This is a genomic window from Mesorhizobium sp. P2_D5 (assembly GCF_056404355.1).
Map to the genome: position 1 here is coordinate 166,999 of NZ_JBFUEE010000005.1, position 23,871 is coordinate 190,869.

General features: G+C 63.9%; 20 protein-coding genes and 1 tRNA gene. 17 read left to right on the forward strand and 4 right to left on the reverse strand.

Translation table 11 applies throughout. The features are described from left to right. The first annotated feature begins 14 nt into the window (after window positions 1-14). From AC1DYW_RS22140 to AC1DYW_RS22150, 3 genes are all read left to right on the forward strand, one after another. Entirely contained in the window at window positions 15-899 is an 885-nt protein-coding gene (locus AC1DYW_RS22140) for a F0F1 ATP synthase subunit gamma (RefSeq protein WP_477227636.1), read from the forward strand. A gap of 70 nt (window positions 900-969) precedes the next feature. Beyond that, a complete protein-coding gene (gene atpD / locus AC1DYW_RS22145; protein WP_477227637.1) occupies window positions 970-2,583 on the forward strand; it encodes a F0F1 ATP synthase subunit beta in 1,614 nt (537 codons plus the stop codon). Window positions 2,584-2,682: 99 nt separating this feature from the next. Then, complete coding sequence (locus AC1DYW_RS22150) at window positions 2,683-3,090, forward strand: F0F1 ATP synthase subunit epsilon (protein WP_457153767.1); 408 nt, start codon at window positions 2,683-2,685, stop codon at window positions 3,088-3,090. Between the two features lie 389 nt (window positions 3,091-3,479). Here AC1DYW_RS22150 and AC1DYW_RS22155 read toward each other — a convergent pair whose 3' ends face one another. Beyond that, window positions 3,480-5,033, reverse strand: coding sequence for a mannitol dehydrogenase family protein (locus tag AC1DYW_RS22155; RefSeq protein WP_477227638.1), 1,554 nt, complete (start codon window positions 5,031-5,033; stop codon window positions 3,480-3,482). A gap of 96 nt (window positions 5,034-5,129) precedes the next feature. On the opposite strand from AC1DYW_RS22155, the gene uxaC reads away from it, so the two are divergent. From uxaC to AC1DYW_RS22180, 5 genes are all read left to right on the forward strand, one after another. After that, window positions 5,130-6,590 carry a glucuronate isomerase gene (gene uxaC / locus AC1DYW_RS22160; RefSeq protein ID WP_477227639.1) on the forward strand — a complete coding sequence of 487 codons (1,461 nt, stop codon included), beginning with the start codon at window positions 5,130-5,132 and terminating at the stop codon, window positions 6,588-6,590. Window positions 6,591-6,701: 111 nt separating this feature from the next. After that, on the forward strand, window positions 6,702-7,478 hold the full coding sequence (locus AC1DYW_RS22165) for a FadR/GntR family transcriptional regulator (RefSeq protein WP_477227640.1): 777 nt from the start codon (window positions 6,702-6,704) through the stop codon (window positions 7,476-7,478). 22 nt (window positions 7,479-7,500) lie between these two features. Beyond that, complete coding sequence (gene kduI, locus AC1DYW_RS22170; RefSeq protein WP_477227641.1) at window positions 7,501-8,352, forward strand: 5-dehydro-4-deoxy-D-glucuronate isomerase; 852 nt, start codon at window positions 7,501-7,503, stop codon at window positions 8,350-8,352. Further along, window positions 8,349-9,113 (forward strand): 2-dehydro-3-deoxy-D-gluconate 5-dehydrogenase KduD, encoded by a 765-nt coding sequence (kduD, locus tag AC1DYW_RS22175; RefSeq protein WP_477227642.1) that lies wholly within the window; start codon window positions 8,349-8,351, stop codon window positions 9,111-9,113. The genes kduI and kduD overlap by 4 nt, the downstream gene beginning before the upstream one ends. A 10-nt stretch (window positions 9,114-9,123) precedes the next feature. Next, entirely contained in the window at window positions 9,124-9,462 is a 339-nt protein-coding gene (locus tag AC1DYW_RS22180; protein ID WP_477227643.1) for a cupin domain-containing protein, read from the forward strand. A 312-nt stretch (window positions 9,463-9,774) separates the two neighbouring features. Here the strand turns inward: AC1DYW_RS22180 and AC1DYW_RS22185 are convergent, their stop codons facing one another. After that, window positions 9,775-11,196, reverse strand: coding sequence for a coniferyl aldehyde dehydrogenase (locus tag AC1DYW_RS22185; RefSeq protein ID WP_477227644.1), 1,422 nt, complete (start codon window positions 11,194-11,196; stop codon window positions 9,775-9,777). Between the two features lie 341 nt (window positions 11,197-11,537). On the opposite strand from AC1DYW_RS22185, the gene recQ reads away from it, so the two are divergent. From recQ to AC1DYW_RS22200, 3 genes are all read left to right on the forward strand, one after another. Next, entirely contained in the window at window positions 11,538-13,370 is a 1,833-nt protein-coding gene (gene recQ / locus AC1DYW_RS22190; protein WP_477227645.1) for a DNA helicase RecQ, read from the forward strand. A gap of 227 nt (window positions 13,371-13,597) precedes the next feature. Then, a complete protein-coding gene (locus AC1DYW_RS22195) occupies window positions 13,598-14,386 on the forward strand; it encodes a DUF535 family protein (RefSeq protein ID WP_457151832.1) in 789 nt (262 codons plus the stop codon). 443 nt (window positions 14,387-14,829) lie between these two features. Next, window positions 14,830-16,662, forward strand: coding sequence for an adenylate/guanylate cyclase domain-containing protein (locus AC1DYW_RS22200; RefSeq protein ID WP_457151831.1), 1,833 nt, complete (start codon window positions 14,830-14,832; stop codon window positions 16,660-16,662). 160 nt (window positions 16,663-16,822) lie between these two features. Here the strand turns inward: AC1DYW_RS22200 and AC1DYW_RS22205 are convergent. Continuing rightward, a tRNA-Ser gene (locus AC1DYW_RS22205) sits at window positions 16,823-16,912 on the reverse strand. A gap of 404 nt (window positions 16,913-17,316) precedes the next feature. Here AC1DYW_RS22205 and AC1DYW_RS22210 point away from each other — a divergent pair. The 3 genes from AC1DYW_RS22210 (at window position 17,317) to AC1DYW_RS22220 (ending at window position 19,060) form a co-directional block, all read left to right on the forward strand. Continuing rightward, a complete protein-coding gene (locus AC1DYW_RS22210; RefSeq protein ID WP_457151830.1) occupies window positions 17,317-17,985 on the forward strand; it encodes a 50S ribosomal protein L21 in 669 nt (222 codons plus the stop codon). 98 nt (window positions 17,986-18,083) lie between these two features. Then, entirely contained in the window at window positions 18,084-18,353 is a 270-nt protein-coding gene (gene rpmA, locus AC1DYW_RS22215; protein ID WP_013529063.1) for a 50S ribosomal protein L27, read from the forward strand. A gap of 119 nt (window positions 18,354-18,472) precedes the next feature. After that, on the forward strand, window positions 18,473-19,060 hold the full coding sequence (locus tag AC1DYW_RS22220) for a GNAT family N-acetyltransferase (protein ID WP_457151829.1): 588 nt from the start codon (window positions 18,473-18,475) through the stop codon (window positions 19,058-19,060). Between the two features lie 173 nt (window positions 19,061-19,233). Here AC1DYW_RS22220 and AC1DYW_RS22225 read toward each other — a convergent pair whose 3' ends face one another. Next, window positions 19,234-20,103 carry an endonuclease/exonuclease/phosphatase family protein gene (locus tag AC1DYW_RS22225; RefSeq protein WP_457151014.1) on the reverse strand — a complete coding sequence of 290 codons (870 nt, stop codon included), beginning with the start codon at window positions 20,101-20,103 and terminating at the stop codon, window positions 19,234-19,236. Between the two features lie 133 nt (window positions 20,104-20,236). On the opposite strand from AC1DYW_RS22225, the gene obgE reads away from it, so the two are divergent. Genes obgE through AC1DYW_RS22240 form a run of 3 tightly spaced genes read left to right on the forward strand, consistent with a single transcriptional unit; the run spans window position 20,237 to window position 23,756 of the window. Further along, on the forward strand, window positions 20,237-21,268 hold the full coding sequence (obgE, locus tag AC1DYW_RS22230; RefSeq protein ID WP_477227646.1) for a GTPase ObgE: 1,032 nt from the start codon (window positions 20,237-20,239) through the stop codon (window positions 21,266-21,268). A 4-nt stretch (window positions 21,269-21,272) separates the two neighbouring features. Beyond that, the gene (proB, locus tag AC1DYW_RS22235) at window positions 21,273-22,466 is read left to right on the forward strand and encodes a glutamate 5-kinase (protein ID WP_477227647.1); all 1,194 of its coding nucleotides are present in this window, start codon (window positions 21,273-21,275) and stop codon (window positions 22,464-22,466) included. Window positions 22,467-22,469: 3 nt separating this feature from the next. Then, window positions 22,470-23,756 carry a glutamate-5-semialdehyde dehydrogenase gene (locus AC1DYW_RS22240; protein ID WP_477227648.1) on the forward strand — a complete coding sequence of 429 codons (1,287 nt, stop codon included), beginning with the start codon at window positions 22,470-22,472 and terminating at the stop codon, window positions 23,754-23,756. Window positions 23,757-23,871 lie beyond the last annotated feature (115 nt).

Sequence of the window (23,871 nt, forward strand, 5' to 3'; positions counted from 1 at the left end):
ATCAGGTTTGAAGCATGCCTTCATTAAAAGACCTTCGTAACCGTATCGCCTCGGTCAAGGCGACGCAGAAGATCACCAAGGCGATGCAGATGGTCGCCGCTGCGAAGCTGCGCCGTGCGCAAGAGGCTGCCGAAGCGGCGCGCCCCTATTCGGAGCGCATGGGTTCCGTGCTGGCTAATATCACCCAGGCAATCGGCGGCGGCGGCGATGCCCCGGCGCTGATGACCGGCACCGGCAAGGACGACGTGCATCTGCTCGTCGTCTGCAGCGCCGAGCGCGGCTTGTGCGGCGGCTTCAATTCGCAGATCGCCCGCCTTGCCCGCGACCATATCCGCAAGCTTTTGGCCGACGGCAAGCAGGTCAAGATCATCTGCGTCGGCAAAAAGGGTTTCGATATCCTGCGCCGCGACTATGCGTCGATGATTCTCGATCGTGTCGATCTGCGCGAGGTCAAGACGCTCGGCTTCGTCAATGCCGACGCGATCGCCAAGAAAGTCATCCACCTCTTCAACGAGGGCGGCTTCGACATCTGCACTCTGTTCTATTCGCAGTTCAAGTCGGTGATCAGCCAGATCCCGACCGCGCAGCAGATCATTCCAGCCGGTATCGCTTCGGCTCCGGCCGAGGCGGTGGATGGCGGCAGCGCCGTCTATGAATACGAACCGGAGCCGGGCGAAATCCTCTCCGATCTCATTCCGCGCAACATCTCGGTGCAGGTTTTCCGGGCGCTGCTCGAAAACGCGGCCGGCGAAATGGGCGCCAAGATGAGCGCCATGGACAATGCGACGCGCAATGCCGGCGAGATGATCAACAAGCTGTCGATCACCTACAACCGCCAGCGGCAGGCGCAGATCACCAAGGAACTGATCGAAATCATTTCGGGCGCCGAGGCGCTCTAGGCGCGGTTTGCGGGTCATCGACCCGCGAGCGGACCGCGTGAGAAACAAAGGACGAAAAAGGGTAAAGACGATGGCGAAAGCAGCGACCCCCCAGAAGGTAACATCCAAGACGGCAGCCCCCAAGGCAGCAGCCGCGAAGACCGCAGCCCCCGTGAAGGCGGCGGCCAAGGCTCCGGCAGCAGCGGCGAAGGCAGCTCCGGCCAAGACGGCATCAGCACCGGCCAAGGCCGCCGCGACCAAGACATCGGCTGTCGCCACCAAGGCAACCGGCGTTGTCGGCAAGGTCCGTCAGGTCATCGGCGCCGTTGTCGACGTGCAGTTCGGCGATCACCTGCCGGCGATCCTGAACGCGCTCGAGACGACCAATGTCGGCAACCGCCTGGTGCTCGAAGTTGCCCAGCATCTGGGTGAAAACACCGTGCGCTGCATCGCCATGGACTCGACCGAAGGTCTGGTGCGCGGCCAGGAAGTGCGCGACACCGGCGGGCCGATCACCGTTCCGGTCGGTCCGGGCATGCTCGGCCGCATCATCAACGTCATCGGCGAGCCGGTCGACGAAGAAGGCCCGGTCGACGGGATCGAGATGCGCGCCATCCACCAGCCGGCTCCGACCTATGTCGAGCAGTCGACGGAAGCACAGATCCTGATCACCGGCATCAAGGTGCTCGACCTCCTGGCTCCCTACGCCAAGGGCGGCAAGATCGGCCTGTTCGGCGGCGCCGGCGTCGGCAAGACCGTGCTGATCCAGGAGCTGATCAACAACATCGCCAAGGCGCATGGTGGTTACTCGGTGTTCGCCGGCGTCGGCGAGCGCACTCGCGAAGGCAACGATCTCTATCACGAGTTCATCGAGTCTGGCGTCAACAAGAAGGGCGGCGGTGAAGGCTCCAAGGCCGCTCTGGTGTATGGCCAGATGAACGAGCCGCCGGGCGCCCGCGCCCGCGTCGGCCTGACCGGCCTGACGGTTGCGGAATATTTCCGCGACCAGGGCCAGGACGTGCTGTTCTTCGTCGACAACATCTTCCGCTTCACGCAGGCGGGTTCGGAAGTGTCGGCTCTGCTCGGCCGTATCCCGTCGGCCGTGGGCTATCAGCCGACGCTCGCCACCGACATGGGCGCGCTGCAGGAACGCATCACCACCACCACCAAGGGCTCGATCACCTCGGTGCAGGCGATCTACGTGCCCGCCGACGACTTGACCGACCCGGCGCCGGCGACCTCGTTCGCCCACCTCGACGCGACCACGACGCTCAACCGCGCCATTGCCGAAAAGGGCATCTACCCGGCCGTCGATCCGCTGGATTCGACTTCGCGCATGCTCGATCCGCTGGTCGTCGGTGACGAGCACTATGCCGTCGCGCGCCAGGTGCAGTCGATCCTTCAGCGCTACAAGTCGCTGCAGGACATCATCGCCATCCTGGGCATGGACGAGCTGTCGGAAGAGGACAAGCAGACGGTGGCACGCGCCCGCAAGATCGAGCGCTTCCTGTCGCAGCCCTTCTTCGTCGCCGAAGTGTTCACCGGCTCGCCTGGCAAGCTGGTCGACCTGGCCGACACCATCAAGGGCTTCAAGGGCCTCTGCAACGGCGACTATGACCACCTCCCGGAAGCCGCCTTCTACATGGTCGGCGGCATCGAGGAAGCGGTCGAGAAGGCACAGCGCCTGGCGGCCGAAGCGGCATAAGAAGCGAATAGCGAATAGGGAGTAGCGAATAGGGGTTTATGAGACGAGCGAGTTTCTTCACTACTCGCTACTCACTATTCCCCGTTTGCTAGATTGATCATGGCCGAAGCTTTCAAGTTCGAACTGGTCTCGCCGGAGCGCCTGCTTGTTTCCGAGCAGGTCGAATCCGTCGTCATTCCAGGTGCAGAGGGCGAGATGACCGTGATGGCGCATCACGCGCCGGTCATGACCACGATCAAGCCGGGTGTGGTCACTGTTAAGACCGCGTCGGGCGAGGAAGAGCGTTATGTCGTGTTCGGCGGCTTCGCCGATATCGTTCCGGCTGGCTGCACGCTGTTGGCGGAGTCGGCTGTGGCGGTGAATGATGTCGACCGCGCCGATCTCGCCCGCCGCATCCAGGAAGCCAAGGAAGACGCCGCCGACGCCAAGGACGACGAGGCCCGCAGCAAGGCCGAACAGTTCCTTAGCCAGCTTACGACGCTGGAAGGAGCCATCCTGCCGGCCTAAAATTCGCTTCAGATGAGTGAAAAGCGGGGCCTTGCCTCGCTTTTTTGTTTGGCGGACAGTCCGGCTGCCTTGGGTATGGGGGTGGCCGATGATGAAGAAACAGCTGCGCGAGAAACAGCTTCGCGATCCCGCTGGTCGACCGCTTTGGTATCCGCCTTTGGCGGTCCGTTCGGTGGGTTCCTCTGGATCGGCAGCGGCAGACTGGCGGCTGCCAGCCTAGTGGTGGTCAGTGCCATCAGCTTGGTGCTTATCTACATCGGCTTTCCGGTGTTTCCGGGCGTCGATCTGGCTTGGCTGGCCAATCTTTCAGGTATCGCTTTGATGATCGTGTGGGTGGCGCTCGTCCTGCCTTTGCGTCGCGATCTGAGCCGTATCGGGTCCCGCCTCGACTATTCACTTCCTATTCCCAACGCGGCGAAGGCCAGTGTTGAACCATCCCGTCGCAGGTGTACAAGATGGACGGCCACGAGTTCAATCAGCGTCTGGCGCTCGGCGTGGTCGCTGGCGAAGCCGGCGAGTTCGAACACCGCCGTCACGGTCTCATTCGCCGGTAGCTGCTGGCTCAAAAGCTCCGTTAATGCTGCATCGAGTGGGTCGGTGAAATGGCCCTCCGGCAAGGTCTTTCCCCGCGCAGCGCAGGCGGCGATCCAGGCGGCGACCACCAGCGTGAGATGGACCAATTCGGTGCCGGCTTCCAAGCACTCCAATGCCGATGCGACGATGCGTTGCGGCAGCTTCTGGCTGCCGTCATTGGCGATCTGCGCCGTACGGTGGGCAAGAGCGGTGTTCGAAAAACGCTCGGTAAGCTCGGCCGTATAGGCTGATGTATCGAGGCCGGCATCCTCCGGCAGCGTTGAAATGGCTTCGGCCCACAATGCATCGACGAACTGCCGGATTGCCGGGTCGGCGAAGGCGCGGTCGACGGTGGCATGACCGCTGAGCAGGCCGAGATAGGCGATGCCCGAATGCGCGCCGTTGAGCAGCCTGAGCTTCATGTCCTCGAAGGGGCCGACATCGCTGACCATGGTGACGCCGAACCGTTCCCAGGCTGGCCGGCCCTCCGGAAAATTGTCCTCGATCACCCATTGGCAGAACGGCTCGGTCATGACCGGCCAGGCGTCCTCGACGCCGAGTTCGGTAGCAATCCGCGCCCGGTCGGCGTCTGTGGTGGCCGGCACGATGCGATCGACCATGCTGGAGGGAAAAGCGACCTGGTCGGCGATGTGACTGGCGAGGCCGCTATCGGCCTTCGCTGCGTGCCTGGCATCGCCTGATTGGGCGAGCCTGGCATCGCGCAATTCGGCGAACTCGATCAGCAGCCGGTGCAGCGTCGCACCATTGGCCGGCAGGTTGTCGCAGCAGAGCACGGTGAAGGGCGGCGTGCCGGCGGCGCGTCGCCGCGCAAGCGCCTCGGCGAGAAAACCATGCGCTGTCTTCGGCATTTGCGGATTTGCCAGATCATGGACGATATCGGGATGAGCGGTGTCCAGCCCGCCGCCGGCGGCCCTGAGATAGGCCTTTTCGGTGATCGTCAGCGTCACGATGCGGGTGCGCGGATCGGTCAGCGCGGCCAGCACCGCGCCCGGGTCCTCCGGCGCCACCAGCATCGACGCGATGGAGCCGATGACGCGAAGCTTTTCCTCGCCGCTGCTCCTGATCGCCAGCGTGTAGAGCCCGTCCTGCGGCGAGAGCGCATCGCGTGTGTCGGCGCTGCGCAGTGAAACGCCGACGATACCCCAACTCGTGTCTCCTGCCGCCAGGCAGTCGTCGACATAGGCTGCCTGATGGGCGCGATGGAAGGCGCCGACGCCGAGATGCACGATACCGGGGACGACGAGGCTGCGATCATACAAAGGAGTCGCGGCCGACGCCGGCAAAGTATGTGCCGTCATCGCGGAAAGGCGCCTGGTTGGCGTGGCGCGGCTAGTCTGGCTGGACGGCATGAGATCGCCTCTGAGATGGGTTGGCAAGCGACGTAACATCCGATTTCTTGCCACACAATGGTAGGAACAGTCATCATACAACAATCTAATTTTTGTATGTTGACATTATTTCTTGCCGACCCTACCGATAGCGGCCTTGGGAGGATCGTCGTGGCACTGACCAATGCGGATTTGCTGTTTCCCGCCGACGCGCATTCGCGCTCCATCGCCCGCGATCTCTATGCCGGGATAAAGGACCTGCCTATCGTCAGCCCGCATGGTCACACCGATCCGCGCTGGTATGCGCTGAACGAGCCGTTCCCGGATCCGGCGCAATTGCTCATCGTGCCCGACCATTACATCTTCCGCATGCTGTTCAGCCAGGGCGTTCGCCTCGAGGATCTCGGCGTGGCGACCTTGGACGGCGCGCCGGTGGAAACCGATGGCAGGGCGATTTGGCGGCGTTTTGCCGACAACTACTTCCTCTTCCGCGGCACGCCGACCCGGCTGTGGTTCGACCATGTGCTGGCGCATCTGTTCGGCATCGACGAACCGCTGAACGCGGCGACTGCCGACCGTCACTACGACACCATCGCGACGGTGCTGCAATGGGAGAATTTCCGCCCGCGCGCGCTGTTCGAGCGCTTCAACATCGAGGTCATCGCAACGACGGAAGGCGCACTCGACGACCTCAAATGGCACCAGATGATCCGCGACAGCGGCTGGGAAGGCAAGGTCATCACAGCCTACCGGCCGGACGCCGTCGTCGATCCGGACTTCGAAGGGTTTTCGGCCAATCTCGACAAGCTTGGCGAAATCACCGGCTGCGACACCGGCAACTGGACCGGCTATCTCGATGCCCACCGTCAGCGACGTGCTTTCTTCAAAAGCTATGGTGCGACCTCGTCCGATCACGGCCATCCGACGGCCGAGACCGCCAATCTTTCCGATGCGGCGGCCGAGGAACTGTTCAACCGTGTGCGCCATGGTTCGGACGACGAGCGCGAAAAGCGGCTGTTCCGCGCCCAGATGCTGACCGAAATGGCCAAGATGAGCCGGGATGACGGGCTTGTGCTGCAGATCCATCCCGGTTCATGGCGAAACCATTCGCCGTCTATTTTCCAGAAGTTCGGTCGCGACAAGGGTTTCGATATCCCGACCCGGACCGACTATGTCACGGCGCTGAAGCCACTGCTTGATTGCGTCGGCCTGGAACGGGACCTGACAATCATCCTCTTCACGCTCGACGAGACCAGCTATGCGCGCGAACTGGCGCCGCTCGCCGGCACCTATCCGGCGCTGAAGCTCGGGCCGGCCTGGTGGTTCCACGACAGCCCGGAGGGCATGCGTCGCTTCCGCGAGATGACCACCGAAACGGCCGGTTTCTACAACACCGTCGGCTTCAACGACGACACCCGCGCCTTTCCGTCCATACCGGCGCGCCACGATGTGGCGCGGCGGGTCGACTGCGCGTTCCTGGCGCGTCTCGTCGCCGAGCATCGGCTGCGCGAGGACGAGGCGCACGAGCTGGCGCGGGACCTTGCCTACACGCTTGCCAAGAAGGCGTACCGGCTCTGAACTGGGGAAGCGATGCGCTCGATCCGGCGCGAGTGCCGTGGTTCTCGGGCTTATGACCTATATTCCGGCCATCTCGCTCTGGTTGCCGGCGTGTTCAAATAGGGGGGCGACATGGCATCGGATACCGCAACCGACCTCAGGGTCGAGAGAAAACCAAAGCTGTCGGAGACCGTCGTCGCGGCGATACGCAAGCAGCTGCAGGCGGGCGAGATCCTGCCGGGCCACAAATTGCCGACCGAAGGCCGGTTGACCGAGACCTTCGGCGTCAGCCGCACCGTCATCCGCGAGGCCCTGGCCAAGCTTGCCGCCGACGGCCTAGTCGAAGCGCGCCAGGGCGCCGGCGTCTTCGTCACCGAACACATCTCGACGATGTTCGGCGCGCTGGCCGCCTACATGGGCAGCAAGGATTCGATCGCGCTCAACGTGCTCGAAGTGCGGCTGGCAATCGAAATCGAATCGGCTGGGCTTGCAGCCATCCGCCGCAACGCCGCGCAAGAGGCGGCGATCCAGGAAGCCTTCTTCGAGTTCGAACGGCTGCTGCTCGCCAGCGAGCCGACCGGGCCGGCCGACCTCGCCTTCCACCGGGCGATCGCCAGCGCCACCAACAATCCCTTCTATGTCGAGATGCTCGACGTGCTCGGCCGGCGCGCCATTCCGTGTGACGTGACCTCGCCCTGGTCGACCGAGCTGGTGCAATCCGACACATATCAGCGCGGGCTGCAGCGCGAGCATCTGGTGATCCTCAATGCGATCACATCAGGCGACGCCGAAGCCGCGCGCGAAGCGATGCGCGCGCACCTCAGCGCCAGCCAGCAGCGCTACCGCGAGCGGCTGCATGCAAGGCAGGTTTTCTATGCCAGTTCGGTCAAGGCCGCTGCCGGCGAATGACCCATCTCAAATCAGGACTGCAATGAGCCAGAGCCATACCGACTACACATCGCGCTTCGCCATCGATCCCGTTGCCGCCGCGGCGATGGGAACCGACGAACTGCGGCACAATTTCCACATCGACGATCTGTTCCAGTCCGGCCGTATCAGCCTGACCTACACCCACTACGATCGCATGATCGTCGGCGGCGCCGTGCCGACTGACGCACCGCTTCAGCTGGAGGCGATCAAGCCGACCGGGACCAAGGATTTTCTTGACCGCCGCGAACTGATCGCCGTCAACATCGGCGGCGCCGGTGTCGTCACGGCCGGCGGCCAACCTCATGAATTGCAGGCGCGCGACATGGTCTATCTCGGGATGGGCAGCAAGGACGTCTCATTCGTCTCGGCGGACAATGCCGCGCCGGCCAAATTCTACCTGCTCAGCGCGCCGGCGCATCAGGCCTGGCCGAGCCGGCTTATCCGCATCGGTGACGCCAAGCGTCTCGACCTCGGCAGCAAGGATAGCTGCAACGAGCGCTCGATCTTCCAGTTCATCCATGCCGAGGGTGCAAAAACCTGCCAGCTGGTGGTTGGCATGACCCAGCTGGCGCCGGGCTCGGTCTGGAATACAATGCCGTGCCATGTGCATGACCGGCGCATGGAAGCCTATCTCTATTTTGACCTGGCCGAGACGGCGCGCGTTTTCCACTTCATGGGCGAGCCGGACGAGACGCGTCATATCGTCATGGGCAACGAGGAGGCGGTGCTGTCGCCGGGCTGGTCGATCCACTCTGGCGCCGGAACTTCGAACTACGCCTTCATCTGGGCGATGGCCGGCGACAATGTCGACTATACCGATGTGGACCCGGTGGCATTGGACGACTTGCGGTGAGCGACCTTTCCGCCTTCAGCCTGGCCGGCAAACGCATCCTCGTCACCGGCGCCAACACCGGCATCGGTCAAGGCATAGCCGTCTCGATCGCGCGTGCCGGCGGTGCGGTGATCGGCGTCGGGCGCTCGTCGATGGACGATACGGCAAGCAAGGTTGCCTCAGCCGGTGGGCAATTCGAGGCGGTAAGCGCCGACCTTGCCGACACGGCAGCCGCCGGTCCGATGCTGGACCGGATCTGGGACGAAAGCGGCCCGCTTGACGGGCTGGTCAACAATGCCGGTATCATCCGGCGCGCCGATGCCGTCGATTTGAGCGAAACCGACTGGGACGATGTCATGGACGTCAATTTGAAGACGGCCTTCCTGCTCTGCCAATCCTTCGCCAGACGCGCGCTTGCTGGCGGACGGCAAGGCAAGATCGTCAACATCGCTTCGGTGCTGAGTTTTCAGGGCGGCATCCGCGTCGCGTCCTACACCGCCTCGAAACACGGCGTGCTCGGCATCACCCGGCTGCTCGCCTGCGAATGGGCGGCAAAAGGCATCAACGTCAACGCCATCGCGCCCGGGTATATCGAGACAAACAATACGCAGGCGCTGCGTGCCGATCCCGACCGCAGTGCCGCTATCCTGGCGCGTATCCCTGCCGGGCGCTGGGGCGTAGCGGAAGACATTGGCGACGCCGCCGTCTTCCTACTGGCGTCGGCGTCGAACTACATGCATGGCGCGGTGGTGCCGGTGGATGGCGGCTGGCTGGCGCGATAAGGAGATGACGATGGCTGAGCCGAAGATTTTCGCGCATGCCGGTGAGGGCGGCTGGACGGCGACGCCGGACGGCAACAGGCGGCGCGTCCTGCTGCACACCGATGAACTGATGATGGTCGAATTCGGCTTCGACAAGGGTGGCGTCGGTGCCCTGCATTCGCACCCGCATGTCCAGGCGAGCTATGTCGCGGAGGGCCGCTTCGAGGTGACCATCGATGGCCGGACCGAAATCATCGCGGCCGGCGGCAGCTTCATCGTGCCGTCCAATCTGGTGCACGGTGTCAAGGCGCTGGAGGCGGGGCGGCTGGTCGACAGTTTCACGCCGCACCGAGCCGATTTTCTCGCCTAGTCCACGACTTGCTTGGCCAAGGCCGGGTGATCGAACGCGGGGATGACCCGCGCCCCAAGGAGGCGCGGGTTGTTGCCTGGGCGCTTTTGGCGCCGCGGTACTCAAGACATGACCGCAGGATGTGGAGCCTGCCGTATCATCGTGAACATAGGTTTAACGCGCCGTACAACCGATGGCTGTTCCAGAGCGGTTCATCGTTTCACGGATACGGAGAACCGCTCTATCCCTTTGTTTTGACGCAATTCCCTAGGGAAAGCGCTACGCGCTTTTCCCGGGAAAATCGTTTGACAACTTTTTTGGAATTGCTCGACGTCAGGTGATGTGCCGGAGCAAGCTGAAAATCCGCTCGAACGTCTTGCCATAGGGCGGACGCAGCAGGCCTCCAGCGCTCAGCCTCGACTGCAGGAAAACCGGCTTCTGCTTGCTGAAGGTGCGGAAACCCCATTCGCCGTGATAGGCGCCCATGCCGCTGGCGCCGACGCCGCCAAAGGGCTGGTTCTCCTGCACCAGATGCAGCATGCAGTCGTTGATGGTGACGCCGCCGGCGACCGTCTCGTGCAGGATACGTTGACGGTTGCCGCTGTCGCGCCCGAACCAGTAGAGCGCCAGCGGCCGGTCCGCGCGGTTCACATGGTCGATCGCCTCGTCTATCCCTGCATACTCGACGATCGGCAGCACCGGCCCGAAAATCTCCTCGCGCATCAGCCGCAGGTTCGGGCCGGCATTGCGGACCAGGGTTGGCAGCAACTTTCGGCTGGCGGTGCCGAGTTCCTCGCCGGCCGGGTTGATTTCGACGACATCGGCGCCGGTATCGCGGGCCTCAGTGATCATCTCGCGCAGGCGCTGGTGGTGCCGGTCACTGATGATGGCGGTATAGTCGGGATTGTCGCGCAAGGTCGGGTAGAGCCGCGCTATTGCCGTCGCGAGCTTCGCGGCGACGATGCCTGCCTGCCCTGACGGCACCAGCAGATAGTCCGGCGCGATACAGGTCTGCCCGGCATTCAACAGCTTGCCATAGGCGACGCTGGCTGCCGCCGCATCGAGGTCGCAGGACGGATCGAAGATCGCCGGCGACTTGCCGCCGAGTTCGAGCGTAACCGGGGTCAGGTTGGCGGCGGCGGCGATCGCAACCTGGCGGCCGACCGCGGTCGAACCGGTGAACAGCAGATGATCGAAAGGCATCGACACGAAGGCCTTGCCCATCTCCGCATCGCCGGTGATGACGCTGAGCTCGTCGGGCGCGAAATGCTGGCCGGCCAGTTGCGCCAGCAACGCCGAAAAAGCCGGCGTCAGTTCGGACGGCTTGACGAGCACGCGATTGCCGGCGGCGAGTGCGGCGGTCATCGGCGCGACGGCGAGCTGGAAGGGATAATTCCAGGGCGAGACGATCCCGACGACACCGAGCGGCTGTGCGACGAGGCGATTTCTGCCGGGCAGGAACGGCATGGTGGTGGCAACGCGACGTTCTCGCATCCAGCCCTTCAGGTGAGACAGCGTGTGGCGGATGCCGGCGCGCACGACAAACAGTTCTGCCAGACGCGTCTCGTGCGCGGAGCGGCCACCAAAGTCGGCGTCGATCGCCGCGCAGATCTCAGCCTCATGCCGCTCGGTCAGTGCCAGCAGGCGTCTCAGGCGATCCTTGCGGACGCCAATGTCCGGGAAAGGCTGCGCCTCGAAGGCGGTACGCTGCAGCTGAAACCGCTCGCCGAGAGCATCCTGTCTGGTCTGCAGCATAGCGCGCCCTCCCTAACCTAAAGGCGTGTTGATCTTCAGGTGAGGCCGGCCTGACCTGTCTCAACATGTGCCTTGGCCGGGACAAGCTTACATCGCAGCGGATGAGGGAATCCAGCGGGGTGCAGGTGTCGCAGGGGAAGGGACAGGTTCTGCCTCTAGCATGGAGCCCATCGCCGCCATGGTGCAGCCCGACGATGTCAACGAACCGAGGTTCCCGCAAAGGGCCGTTGTGGTTGGATGACGGCTGCGCTACTCCAAGGCGTCACGCGGAGAGTCGTTTTGATCGGTTTCCACATCCTCTCCAATCCACCAAAAATCGTTTCCGGCCCGGTGTCCGACTGATGCAGGCACAGGCAGCGAGCGTTCGGGCCGAGGACCCCAAGCGGCGCGTCCTGAAGGACGTGTTCGGCTTCGATGATTTTCGTCCCGGCCAGGCCGATGTCATGGACGCGCTGCTGGCCGGGCGTCATGTGTTGGCCGTCATGCCGACGGGTGCAGGCAAGTCGCTTTGCTACCAGGTGCCGGCGCTGGTTCTGGGCGGGTTAACCATCGTCGTTTCGCCGCTGGTGGCGTTGATGCAGGATCAGGTCGCCGCCTTGCGGCTCGCCGGCGTCGCCGCCGATACGATCAATTCCTCGATCGACCGCGAGGCCAATGTCGCCGCCTGGCGTCGCGTCGCGGCAGGCCAGACGCGGCTGCTCTATCTCGCGCCGGAGCGGCTGATGACCGAGCGGATGCTCCACGCGCTGGCCAGGCTCGACGTCAGCCTGATCGCCGTCGACGAGGCGCATTGCATCTCGCAATGGGGGCCGGCGTTCCGGCGCGAATATGAAGATTTGTCGCGGCTGCGCGGCATCTTCCCCAACGTGCCGATCATCGCGTTGACGGCGACGGCGGACGAGGGCACACGCACCGACATCGAGGCGCGGCTGTTCGCCGAGCGTGTCGAAACCCTGGTGCTGGGCTTCGACCGGCCGAACATCAAGCTTGGCATCGCCGCCAAGCAGGACAGCAAGCGGCAGTTGCTGAGCTTCGTCGAGCGCCACCCCGGCCGCAGCGGCATCGTCTATTGCCTGTCGCGCAAGAAGACGGAGGAAATGGCGGCCTTCCTCGAGAAGAACGGCGTCACCGCGCTCGCCTACCATGCCGGCATGAGCAAGGATGCGCGCGATGCCAACCAGAACAGCTTCATGACCCTGTCCGGTGTCGTCATGGTGGCAACCATCGCCTTCGGCATGGGCATCGACAAGCCTGATGTCGCCTATGTCTTCCACACCGATCTGCCGGGCAGTCTGGAGGCCTATTATCAGGAAATCGGCCGCGCCGGTCGCGACGGGCGACCAGCCGAGGCGCATATGCTGTTTGGCCTTGGCGATATCCGCATGCGGCGGATGTTCATCGACGACGAGGATGCGCCGGCCGAGCACAAGAGGCGCTCGCATGGCCGGCTCGACACGCTGATCGGCTATTGCGAAACAGCGCACTGCCGCCGCCAGGTGCTGCTCGGCTATTTTGGCGAGGAAGCGCCGCCTTGCGGCAATTGCGACACCTGCCTCGACCAGGCGCCGCGCGCCGATGGCGGAGCGGAGGCGCGGATCATCCTGGCGGCTGTCGCGCAGAGCGGAGAACGCTTCGGTGCCGGCCATGTCATCGATATCCTGCTCGGCCATGAAACCGAGAAGGTGCTGGCCAGGAACCACCAGAGGCTCTCAAGCTTCGGCAGCGGACTGGAGCACAAGAAGGATTTCTGGCTGTCGCTGATACGGCAGCTCGTCGCGGGTGGTTTCCTGATACCGGATCCCAGCGGCCATGGCGGCCTCGCCATCGTCGAAAAAGGCCATGCGCTTGGCCGTGGCGAAATGCCGTTCCACTACCGCGTCGAAGTGCGCAGCCCCGCCTTGCGCGGCAAGATGCGGTCCGCCCAGGCCGCGGACATGGAAGGCGTGGATGCTTCGCTGCTGGCCGCGCTGAAGACGCTGCGGCTGCGCCTCGCCAAGGAGCGCCAGGTGCCGGCCTATGTGGTGTTTTCCGATCGCACGCTGATCGACATGGCCGAGCGCCGGCCAACCGATCTCGACGCCTTCGCCGAAGTGAATGGCGTCGGGGCGGCGAAGCTCAAGGAATTCGGCCAGGTTTTTCTTGCCGTAATCGCGGGCCACCAGTCGGGTGGCTGAGGGCTGAGGGCGACACGCGTCGGCAGCAGCGCATCTCATTGTCGCACTCTTCGTGCATCCGACGGGAACAAGCGCACTGCCATTTTTCCGGCGGCGAAACCGATCCGCAAGCCGGCCATTTTCGTGGCCACCTTACAAATCCGTAATGTCGCGGGGCAGCGCCGATAAGCTAAAGATTCCAACAATGAGGCACGGAGAATGCGAAGGGTGAGCATTTGAATGGGGCAATGTCGCCATCGCCGCCGCGGGTTCATCGCAAACGGCAGACCTCCGGCTTTCGACGCGGACTGAACCGATGCGTCCATACGATCAAGTGGGCGGCGCTTCGTTGGATATTCCGCCGCGACATCGCCGCCATCCAGTCCAAACTCGGTGCCGAACCCTTCGCGGCGATCCTCGAGAAGTATCCAGACATTCCCCTGAAGCCCGTCCGATGCTACCTGACGACCTCGCTGAGGCGCGGACATCGCCGGGTCGCCGTCGTCGGTCATTACGTCGCGGCGGCGCAACTCTTCACCGACGCCGCCCTGATCAGGAGCCACACTGGCGGCCAACAGTTGCTGGATCTCTCGACCACGGCGGGCAACGTCACGGTTGAACTGACCGGCCAGGACAAGTTGTACAGGGAGGCTGAATGTCGCCTGCTCCTGCGCCTGGCCGGGCGACCAATCACCGAGATGGGCCTTGCGATTGTGGATAGACCGCTCCTGCGGCTCAGCGGGCAGGGACACGTGCTTTGGATCGGTGCGCTCAAGTCCGCATCGGTTGGAGTGCAAGGTCTTGATGATGCGCGCACGCTGACGAAGGCCATGGAAGGACTGCGACCCAAAACACTGTTGCTGCTGGTGGCCCAGGCGCTCGCACGCTCCCTCGACATTTCGGGTCTTGTTGCCGCGTCGAACGCGGGCCATGTCTTTGCAAACGACTTTGCCCTGCGCCACCGCATTTCCGCAGACTACGACAGCTTCTGGGCCGAATCCGGGGGCAGCCGGGTCCACCTGACGATGTTCGGCTGAATACAAACCGAACAAGCGGGCACAGCTACGCAGGCGCCAGCATCTCGAGCTGGAGATCGCCCGCCGCGTGGGCGAGGCGATCAAGCCATTGCGCCGCACCTGACAACTTTGCAGACCTTGCGAATTCGTACGCCGGCACCTGTCGGAAGCCGTGCCCTGGTCATCAGGCCATTCTAAGCGCGAAGGTCTGTTGTGATGCCTGCCCGATACAAAAGCACCGTCACGGTGGCGTCAACCGGTTACACAGGGCAGGAAATATCTCCGACCTTCTGGGAGGAGCGGCGTTTCAGCGTACCCAGAGGCTGCGTGGGCGTGTCGTCGGTTGGCTGTAGCGCGGCGACTGGAACGCTCCACGCCTCGCAAGCGGAATAGCGAAATCTTGTGAAGGCAAGGTCAAGCTGCGTTCTCCGTTCTGTATCGGCGACGGTCGGAGACTGGGAGAGATGGATACCATGCACGGGAGGCGTCTGGAAGTCGGCAGGGCATGGATGCGGGGCGGCCCGCGTGCAGGCGCCTGGCTGAGCAGTGAAATGACCACGCAGCGCCATCTCGCGGCGATCCTGGCTTGCGACGTGGTCGGCTATTCGCGGCTGACGGAGCGCGACGAGCGCGGCACGCTCGAGCGGCTGAAGATCTACCGTAAGGACCTCCTCGAACCGCTGGTCTCCGAGCACCAGGGTCGGATCGTCAAGCTCACCGGCGACGGCATGCTGTGCGAGTTCGCGAGCGTCGTTAACGCGGTGACCTCGGCGATGGCGATCCAGCAGGCCCTGGCAGAACACGAGGCGGAGGCGCCCGAGGAAGAGCGGATACGCTTGCGCATCGGCATCAATCTCGGCGACGTGGTCTGCGAGGAGGACGGCGACCTCTACGGGGACGGTGTCAACATCGCCGCTCGCCTCGAAAGCGTCGCCGATCCCGGCACCGTGGTCGTCTCGGGCACCGCCTACGACCACCTTGAGGGCAAGCTCGACTGCGGCTTCACGCCGCTCGGCGAGCTGCGCCTCAAGAACATCGAGCGGCCTGTGCGCGCCTACCGCGTCGAGACAGACGCCAGCGTCTCGGTGGCTGCACCGCCTGCCCTGCCCGAGAAACCCTCGATCGCGGTTCTGCCTTTCACCAACATGAGCGGCGACCCCGACCAGGAGTACTTCGCCGACGGGCTGGTGGAGGACATCATCACGGGATTGAGCCGGGTGAACTCCTTCTTCGTGATCGCCCGCAACTCGTCCTTCACCTACAAGGGCCGGGCGGTGGACCTGCGCCAGGTCGGGCGCGAACTGGGCGTCCGCTACGTGCTCGAAGGCAGCATCCGCAGAGCAGGATCGCGGGTGCGCATCAGCGGGCAGTTGGTGGACGCTATCAGCGGACACCATGTCTGGGCCGACCGCTTCGAGGGCGACTTGAGCGACATCTTCGACCTTCAGGACAAGGTGACCGAGAGCGTCGTCGGCGCTGTCGAGCCGAGCATCCGGCTGCAGGAGATCAAGCAGGCGCGCATGAAGCCGACCGACTACATCAGCGCCTACGACCTCTACCTACGCGCGCTGCCGCGCTTCTACAGCATGACGCGCGAAGGCTTTGCCGACGTGCGCCGGCTCATCAACGAGGCGCTCAGCATCGACCCTGGCTTCAACTTGGCAAAGGGACTCGGCGCCTATATCCGCAGCCTGTCCGTGAGCCAGTGCTGGCACGAGCCCGATGATGTCCGAGTCGCCGTGCGCATGGCGCGCGAGGTCCTGGCGGAAGCGCGCGACGACCCCACGAGCCTGCGCTTCGCCGCGCAGGTGATCGCCTACAGCGCGAAGGACTACGAGATGGCGCTGGGCGCGATCGAACGATCCCTGCTGCTCAACCCCAATTCGGCGCAGGGCCATACCGGCAGCGGCTGGGTGAACGCACATGCCAGCCGCCCGCTCGTCGCGATCGAGCACTTTCACAGGGCAATGCGGCTGAGCCCGGTCGACCCCGAGAAGGGCATCGCACTCTCCGGCATCGGAATGAGCTACCTGATGCTCGAGCGCTACGAGGAAGCGCTGGCATGGGGAGAACGCGCGCTGCACGAGATGCCGAACTACGGCTCCTCGCACCGGGTGGTGATCATGGCGCTGGTCAAACTCAACCGGCTGGACGAGGCACAGGCAGCGGCGCGGCGGCTGATGGAGGCGTTTCCGACCTTCACGCTCACCCTGCAGAGACAGATCAACCCGTGGCTGGACAAGGTGTTCGCCGAGCGCTACGTCGAGGCCTTGGGCATCTCCGGTGTGCCGGAGTGATCGTCGCGCCCGCTTGTCCGCGGGATGAGCGCGTAGAGCAGCCCTGAACAGCCGGCGAACTCTCTGTTGGGTTCGCGTCGAACTTCCGTGCGGCACCGCCATTTGGCGGGAGCCTAGGAAGTGAAGGCTTTTCAGATGGTTAGAGGGCCTATTGTAAAACTGGCGGAGAGGGAGGGATTCGAACCCCCGATGGGCTTGCACCCATGCCGCATTTCGAGTGCGGTGCATTCGACCACTCTGCCACCTCTCCGCGGTCATGGTCGGCCGTTGCCGGCGCGGCGCACTAGATAACGGCTGAACGGGCAGGTTACAAGGCCAATCCGCGAGTTATTTGGCTTCCTGGACAAGCGGCGGATTTGCATTGGTACCTGCGGTCAAGCCCACGCGGATTTCCGGCCGCCCGACAGATCCTCGCGTGCCGACGACGGCAACGCCGTGCGGTCGTGTCGACATGGCCAGATGCTTGCCGAGCTAATAACCGTCCCGGCAACGGCTTCGCCTTGACTTGCACCCAACCTTCGGTTAGGGACAGCGCGCAATCGGCGTGGAGGGTTCTTCCGCGCCGCTTGTTTTTTGAACCCGCAGACTGACAAAAAGACGGCCGGACCGCCAGAGGCGGTTCATCAAGGCCGACCGAACAGCGAAAGGCAAAAAATGTTCGCAGTCATTAAAACGGGTGGCAAGCAGTATCGCGTTGCCGCCAACGATCTCCTGAAGATCGAAAAAGTCGAAGCCAGTGTCGGCGATATCGTCGAAATCGGCCACGTTCTCGCGCATGGCGAGGGCGAGAATGTCACGTTCGGCGCGCCGTTCGTCGATGGCGCGGTGGTCACCGCCGAAGTCGTCGAGCAGGGCAAGAACCGCACCGTCATCGCTTTCAAGAAGCGTCGCCGGCAGAATTCGCGCCGCAAGATCGGCCATCGCCAGCTTTTGACCACCGTGCGGATCTCGGAGATCCTGCTGGGTGGCGCCAAGCCGACGAAGACGGCAGCCGTCAAGGCGCCGAAGAAGGAAGCCAAGGCAGAGGCCGCCACCGAAGCGAAGGCGGAAGCCGCGCCGAAGAAGGAGCCCAAGGCCAAGGCAGCCGAGACCGCGGCAGCGCCGCTGTTCAAGGCGCCGAAGGGCGAACCGGACGACCTGACCGTGATCAAGGGCATCGGCCCGGTCGCTGCCAAGGACCTCGGCGAGCAGGGCATCATCACCTTCGCCCAGCTCGCCAAGCTGACCGACAAGGATGTCGCCAAGATCGACGAGCACATGCCCTTCAGCGCCGACCAGATCAAGGACTGGCGCGAGCAGGCCAAGGAATTGGCGGCGAAGTAATTTTCTGGCGACTGGGTCGCCGGAATCGGACTTGAAACGGAACGCGAACGCGTTCATAAGGCCTTTTAGGCGCCTTGCGGCGCAACGGAGTTAGTTAGATGGCACACAAGAAAGCTGGCGGCTCGTCGCGCAACGGTCGCGACTCGCATTCCAAGCGTCTGGGCGTGAAGAAGTTCGGCGGCGAAGCCGTCATCCCGGGCAACATCATCATTCGTCAACGCGGCACGACCTGGCATCCCGGCGTCAATGTCGGCATGGGCACGGACCATACCCTTTTCGCGCTCGAAACCGGCGCCGTGACGTTCAACAAAAAAGCCAACGGCCGAACCTACGTATCGGTCAACCCGATTGCCAAAGCCGCGGAGTAGCCGGTTCCGCACTAGAACACCGGCGCCCATCTCGGGAACCGGTGTCTGGCAAAGCCAGGAAAAGGATCAGGGGAGATGGGTTTCCATCTCCCCTTTTTCTTGGCCTGGAGGACTTTCACATGGTTGCCGAAGCGGAAGACACCGAAGACGAAAGTTACGCGATAGACTGCCCGGTCCTGGTCACCGAGCGGCTGGTGATGCGGGCGCCCCGCGAAGGCGACATCCCGCAACTGGTCGAACTTGCCGACAACCGTCATGTCGCCGAAATGCTGGCCCGGATGCCGCACCCCTATGGTGAGGCCGAGGGACGCGCCTTCCTTGCCATGACGAAGTCGCGCCGCGCCGGCATCGCCTATGCCTTGACGCTGGCCGGCACCGACACCTTCGTCGGCTGCGCCGGTCTCAACACCACCGATCGCGGGCTGGAACTCGGCTACTGGATCGGCGAGCCTCACTGGAAGAAGGGCTATGCGACCGAAGCGGCCCACGCGCTGGTCGACCTCGCCTTCCAGAAGACGTCGATCCAGGTGCTGCATGCCTCGACGCGGGTCATCAATCCGGCCTCGCGCCGCGTCATCCACAAGTGCGGCTTCCAGTATGCCGGCCAGGGCATGTTGAACTCGATCGTCGCCGGCCAGGTGCCGGTCGAGCGCTACCGGCTCGACAGGAAGACCTGGACGAGCCTCAGGAACTGGGTGCATTTTTGAGATGCGTCGATATTCAGGTGAGGCCGGCCTGCGAATGGCGGTTTCCTGCGCTTCCGGTGCTCACGTACTTTAAGTACGCTCCGCTCCGGTTCTCGGAAGCCACCATTCTCGACTCGGCCTGACCTGAATCTCAACGCGTCTCGCGTCGCATAGAAATCATAGGTTTGAAAAAGTCAGCCCAGTTCGACCCATACCGGCAGGTGGTCCGAACCGACGGCCTGCCGGTCGACCCACAGACGCTTCAGCGATTTGGCCAGAGAAGCGCTGGTGAAGACGTAGTCGATGCGCTTATGGCGGCTGGCGTTCGCGGGCTGTTTGGGGTCGACCCAACTGACCAGCTCGTCGCCGGTGACATTGAGGCGCATTGCGGCATCGACGGCAAAGTCGGCGGTCAGCGGCATGCCGAATTCATGGTCCGGCCTGCCGGCGAGTTCGACATATTCGGGTGAGCCCGCCAGCATGTTGAAATCGCCCATGCCGACGAAGGCTTCGGGATGCGGCAATTCCGGCAGGCCGATCTCGGCGACGCCGGATAGCGCGCCGCCTTCGAGCGCATAGTTCAGCAGGCGTCGGCGCAGGAACTGAATCTGGCGGGCGCGTTCGACGGGGCTGCGGTGATCGAGATGGATGGAATAGAAGCGGATGAAACCCAACGGCGTCTCGATCAGCGCTTCCAGCGCGCCGCGCTGGAAATTCATCATCTCGAAGCTGCGGCTGCGCGGCAAAAGCAGGTTGCGCGAAAGATGAATGGGCGTTTTCGACAGCACCATATTGCCGAGTTGGAAGGTCGTGGTGATGGCGCGGCCGTTGTCGATGCGCGAGCCGATGTTGGCCTCGAAATTGCTGCCATAGACGGCGAAATAGTCGGGCAGCGCCTCGCCGATCTCGGCGACCATGTCGCGGCCGCCATTCCGGGGATTGTTGCGGGTGACCTCCTGCAGGGCGATCACGTCGGCGCCGCGCACGGCGTCAGTGATGCGACCGACATCGTACTGCCCATCGAGACCGATGCCGTACTGGACGTTGTAGGTTACAAGCTTCATTCCGACATCTCTCCAGCCGGTCCCAAGCGGCCATTGTCATAAAACGGCCTCGCCCTTCGCCGCGCCTTGGTTTAGAGCAAGGCGCTAGATTTAGAGCAATGCCGCAAAGCCACTAGCAGAAACTGCACAGCCCATGAAATTTCTCGATCAAGCCAAAGTCTACATACGCTCCGGTGACGGCGGCGCCGGCTCGGTGTCGTTCCGGCGCGAAAAATTCATCGAATTCGGCGGACCGGACGGCGGCGATGGCGGCCGTGGCGGTGATGTCTGGCTGGAGGCGGTCAACGGACTGAACACGCTGATCGATTATCGCTATCAGCAGCATTTCAAGGCCAAGACCGGCGTCCATGGCATGGGCCGCAACATGACCGGCGCCAAGGGCGCCGATGTCACGCTGAAAGTGCCGGCCGGAACGCAGGTGTTCGAGGAAGACAACGAGACGCTGATCTGCGACCTGACCGTGGTCGGCCAGCGCTTTCTGCTCGCCAAGGGTGGCAATGGCGGCTTTGGCAACCAGCATTTCAAGACCTCGACCAACCAGGCGCCGCGCCGCGCCAATCCCGGCCTTCCGGGCGAGGAGCTCAACATCTGGCTGCGGCTGAAGCTGATCGCCGATGCCGGGCTGGTCGGGCTGCCCAATGCCGGCAAGTCGACATTTCTCGCCGCCGTCACCGCGGCCAAGCCGAAGATCGCCGACTATCCCTTTACGACGCTGCATCCCGGTCTTGGCGTTGCCCGCATCGATGCGCGCGAATTCGTCATCGCCGACATTCCCGGCCTGATCGAAGGCGCGCATGAGGGCGTCGGCATCGGCGACCGCTTCCTTGGCCATGTCGAGCGCACGCGCGTGCTGCTGCACCTGGTCTCGGCTCAGGAGGAAAGCCCGGGCAAGGCCTACAAGACCGTGCGTGCCGAACTCGATGCCTATGGCAACGGCCTGACCGACAAGGTCGAGATCGTCGCGCTTTCCCAGGTCGACACGCTCGACGCCGATGCGCGCAAGAAGAAGGTCGCCTCGCTGAAGCGTGCGGCCGGCCGGGCGCCGATGCTGTTGTCGGCGGTCACTGGCGAAGGCGTCGAGGCGGTGCTGCGGGCGCTGATGGCGGTGGTGGCCGAGGCGCGGGCGCAAATCTCGGCCCCGGTCGAGACGCGCTGGGAAAAGTAAGACCATGCAGTCGCTGAAGAGATACCGGCGCATCACCGTGAAGATCGGCTCGGCGCTGCTCGTCGACCGTGCGACGGGCCTGAAGCGCGACTGGTTGTCCTCGCTGGCCGACGACATTGCCGTGCTTGCCCAGGGCGGCGCTGAAATCCTCGTCGTTTCTTCCGGCGCCATCGCGCTTGGCCGCACCATCCTTGGGCTGGGCAAGCGGGCCTTGAAGCTCGAGGAGAGCCAGGCCGCAGCCGCCGTCGGACAGATCGCGCTGGCCGGCGCCTGGTCGGATGCGCTCGGCAAGGGGAGCCTGAAATCTGGCCAGATCCTGCTGACGCTCGGCGACACCGAGGAGCGTCGCCGCTACCTCAATGCGCGGGCGACGATCTCGACGCTGCTGAAGATGAAGGCGGTGCCGGTCATTAACGAGAACGACACGGTGGCGACCTCCGAAATCCGTTATGGCGACAATGACCGGCTGGCCGCGCGCGTCGCCACCATGATGGGCGCCGATCTTTTGGTGCTGCTTTCCGATATCGACGGGCTCTACACCGCGCCGCCGGCGCGGGATCCCGGTGCAAAGTTCATTCCGGTGGTCGATCGCATCACGCCCGACATCGAGGCGATGGCGGGCGCCGCTGCGTCCGAACTGTCGCGCGGCGGCATGCGGACAAAGCTCGATGCCGGCAAGATCGCCACCGCCGCCGGCACCGCCATGATCATCACGTCGGGCACGCGATTGTCGCCGCTGATGGCGATCGAACGCGGCGAGCGCGCCACCTTCTTCCGGCCGAGCAGCAATCCGGTCAAGGGCTACAAGACCTGGATCGCCGGCCAGCTCGAACCGGCCGGCCGGCTGACGGTCGATGCCGGCGCCATCGGTGCGCTGCTGTCGGGCAAGTCGCTGCTGCCGGCCGGCGTCAAGCTGGTCAGCGGCAATTTCTCGCGCGGCGACACCGTGGCTATCCTGTCGCCCGAGGGCCGCGAGATCGCGCGCGGGCTGGTTGCCTACGATGCCGCCGATGCCGTAAGGATCGCAGGGCTGAAGACGGCCGAGATCGAAACCGTGCTCGGCTACGAGGCGCGTTCGGCGATGATCCACCGCGACGACCTTGTGGTGAGCCATCCTGGCGACCAAGTACGGGCTGGCGACCAAGTACGGGCCAGTGACGAACTACGAGCCGGTGACGAAGTATGGAGCGGAGGATGAGCCATGCTGAAGCTGCATGAAAAATCCGGGGACGACACGGTGGCGCTGATGGCCGATATCGGCCGCTGCGCCCGCGCTGCCGCCCGACCGCTGGCCATCGCCACCACCGCCGCCAAGAACACTGCACTTGTCGCCATGGCCGAGGCAATCGTCGCCGGCGAGCAGGATATTCTCGACGCCAACGCCATCGATGTCTCGAATGGCGAGGAGTCCGGGCTTTCCGCTTCGTTCATGGACCGGCTGAAGCTCAATCCGGCGCGCATCCGCGCCATGGCTGATGGCATCAGGGAAATCGCCGAACTGCGTGATCCAGTCGGCGACGTCATCGCCGCGTGGGACAGGCCGAACGGCCTCAATATCGAACGTGTGCGCACGCCGCTCGGCGTCGTCGGCGTCATCTATGAGAGCCGGCCGAACGTCACGGCGGATGCCGGCGCGCTTTGCCTCAAGGCCGGCAATCCAGTGATCCTGCGCGGCGGCTCGGATTCGCTCAATTCGTCGGCGGCCATCCATGCCTGCCTGGTCGAGGGGCTGAAGGCAGCCAGCCTGCCGCAAGACGCCATCCAGCTGGTGCCGACCACCGATCGCGCCGCTGTCGGCGAGATGCTCAAAGGGCTCGGCGGCACTCTCGACGTCATCATTCCGCGCGGCGGAAAAAGCCTTGTCGGGCGAGTGCAGACCGAGGCGAGGGTGCCGGTGTTCGCCCATCTCGAAGGTATCTGTCATCTTTACATCGACCGCTCGGCAAAGCTCGACATGGCGGTGCGGATCGCCGTCAACGCCAAGATGCGGCGCACCGGCGTCTGCGGCGCCGCCGAGACGCTGCTGGTCGACCGCGCTGCCGCCGCCACGCATCTGGTGCCTATCCTCGACGCCCTGCGCGCCGCCGGCTGCGAAATCCATGCCGATGCCGAGGTGCTGAAGGCATTTTCCGACGCCAAGCCGGCCACTGATCTCGACTGGGTGACCGAGTATCTCGATGCCATCATCGCGGTGAAGCTGGTCGATGGCGTCGCAGGTGCGATCGATCACATCGAGACCTTCTCCTCGCATCACACTGAGGCGATCGTCGCCGAGGACGCGCAGGCGGTGGAAAAATTCTTCAACGAGATCGATTCGGCGATCCTGCTGCACAATGCCTCGACGCAGTTCGCCGATGGCGGCGAGTTCGGCATGGGTGCCGAGATCGGCATCGCCACCGGCAAGATGCATGCGCGCGGGCCGGTCGGCGTCGAGCAACTGACCTCCTTCAAATACCGCGTGCGCGGGTCGGGACAGGTGAGGCCTTGAAGCTTTTCGTCGTTAGAGCCTAAAGCTTTGCGCCCAGCCACCCCCCTCTGTCCTGCCGGACATCTCCCCCGCAAGGGGGGAGATTGGCTGTCGCAACTCCCTTCGCTAGTCGCAA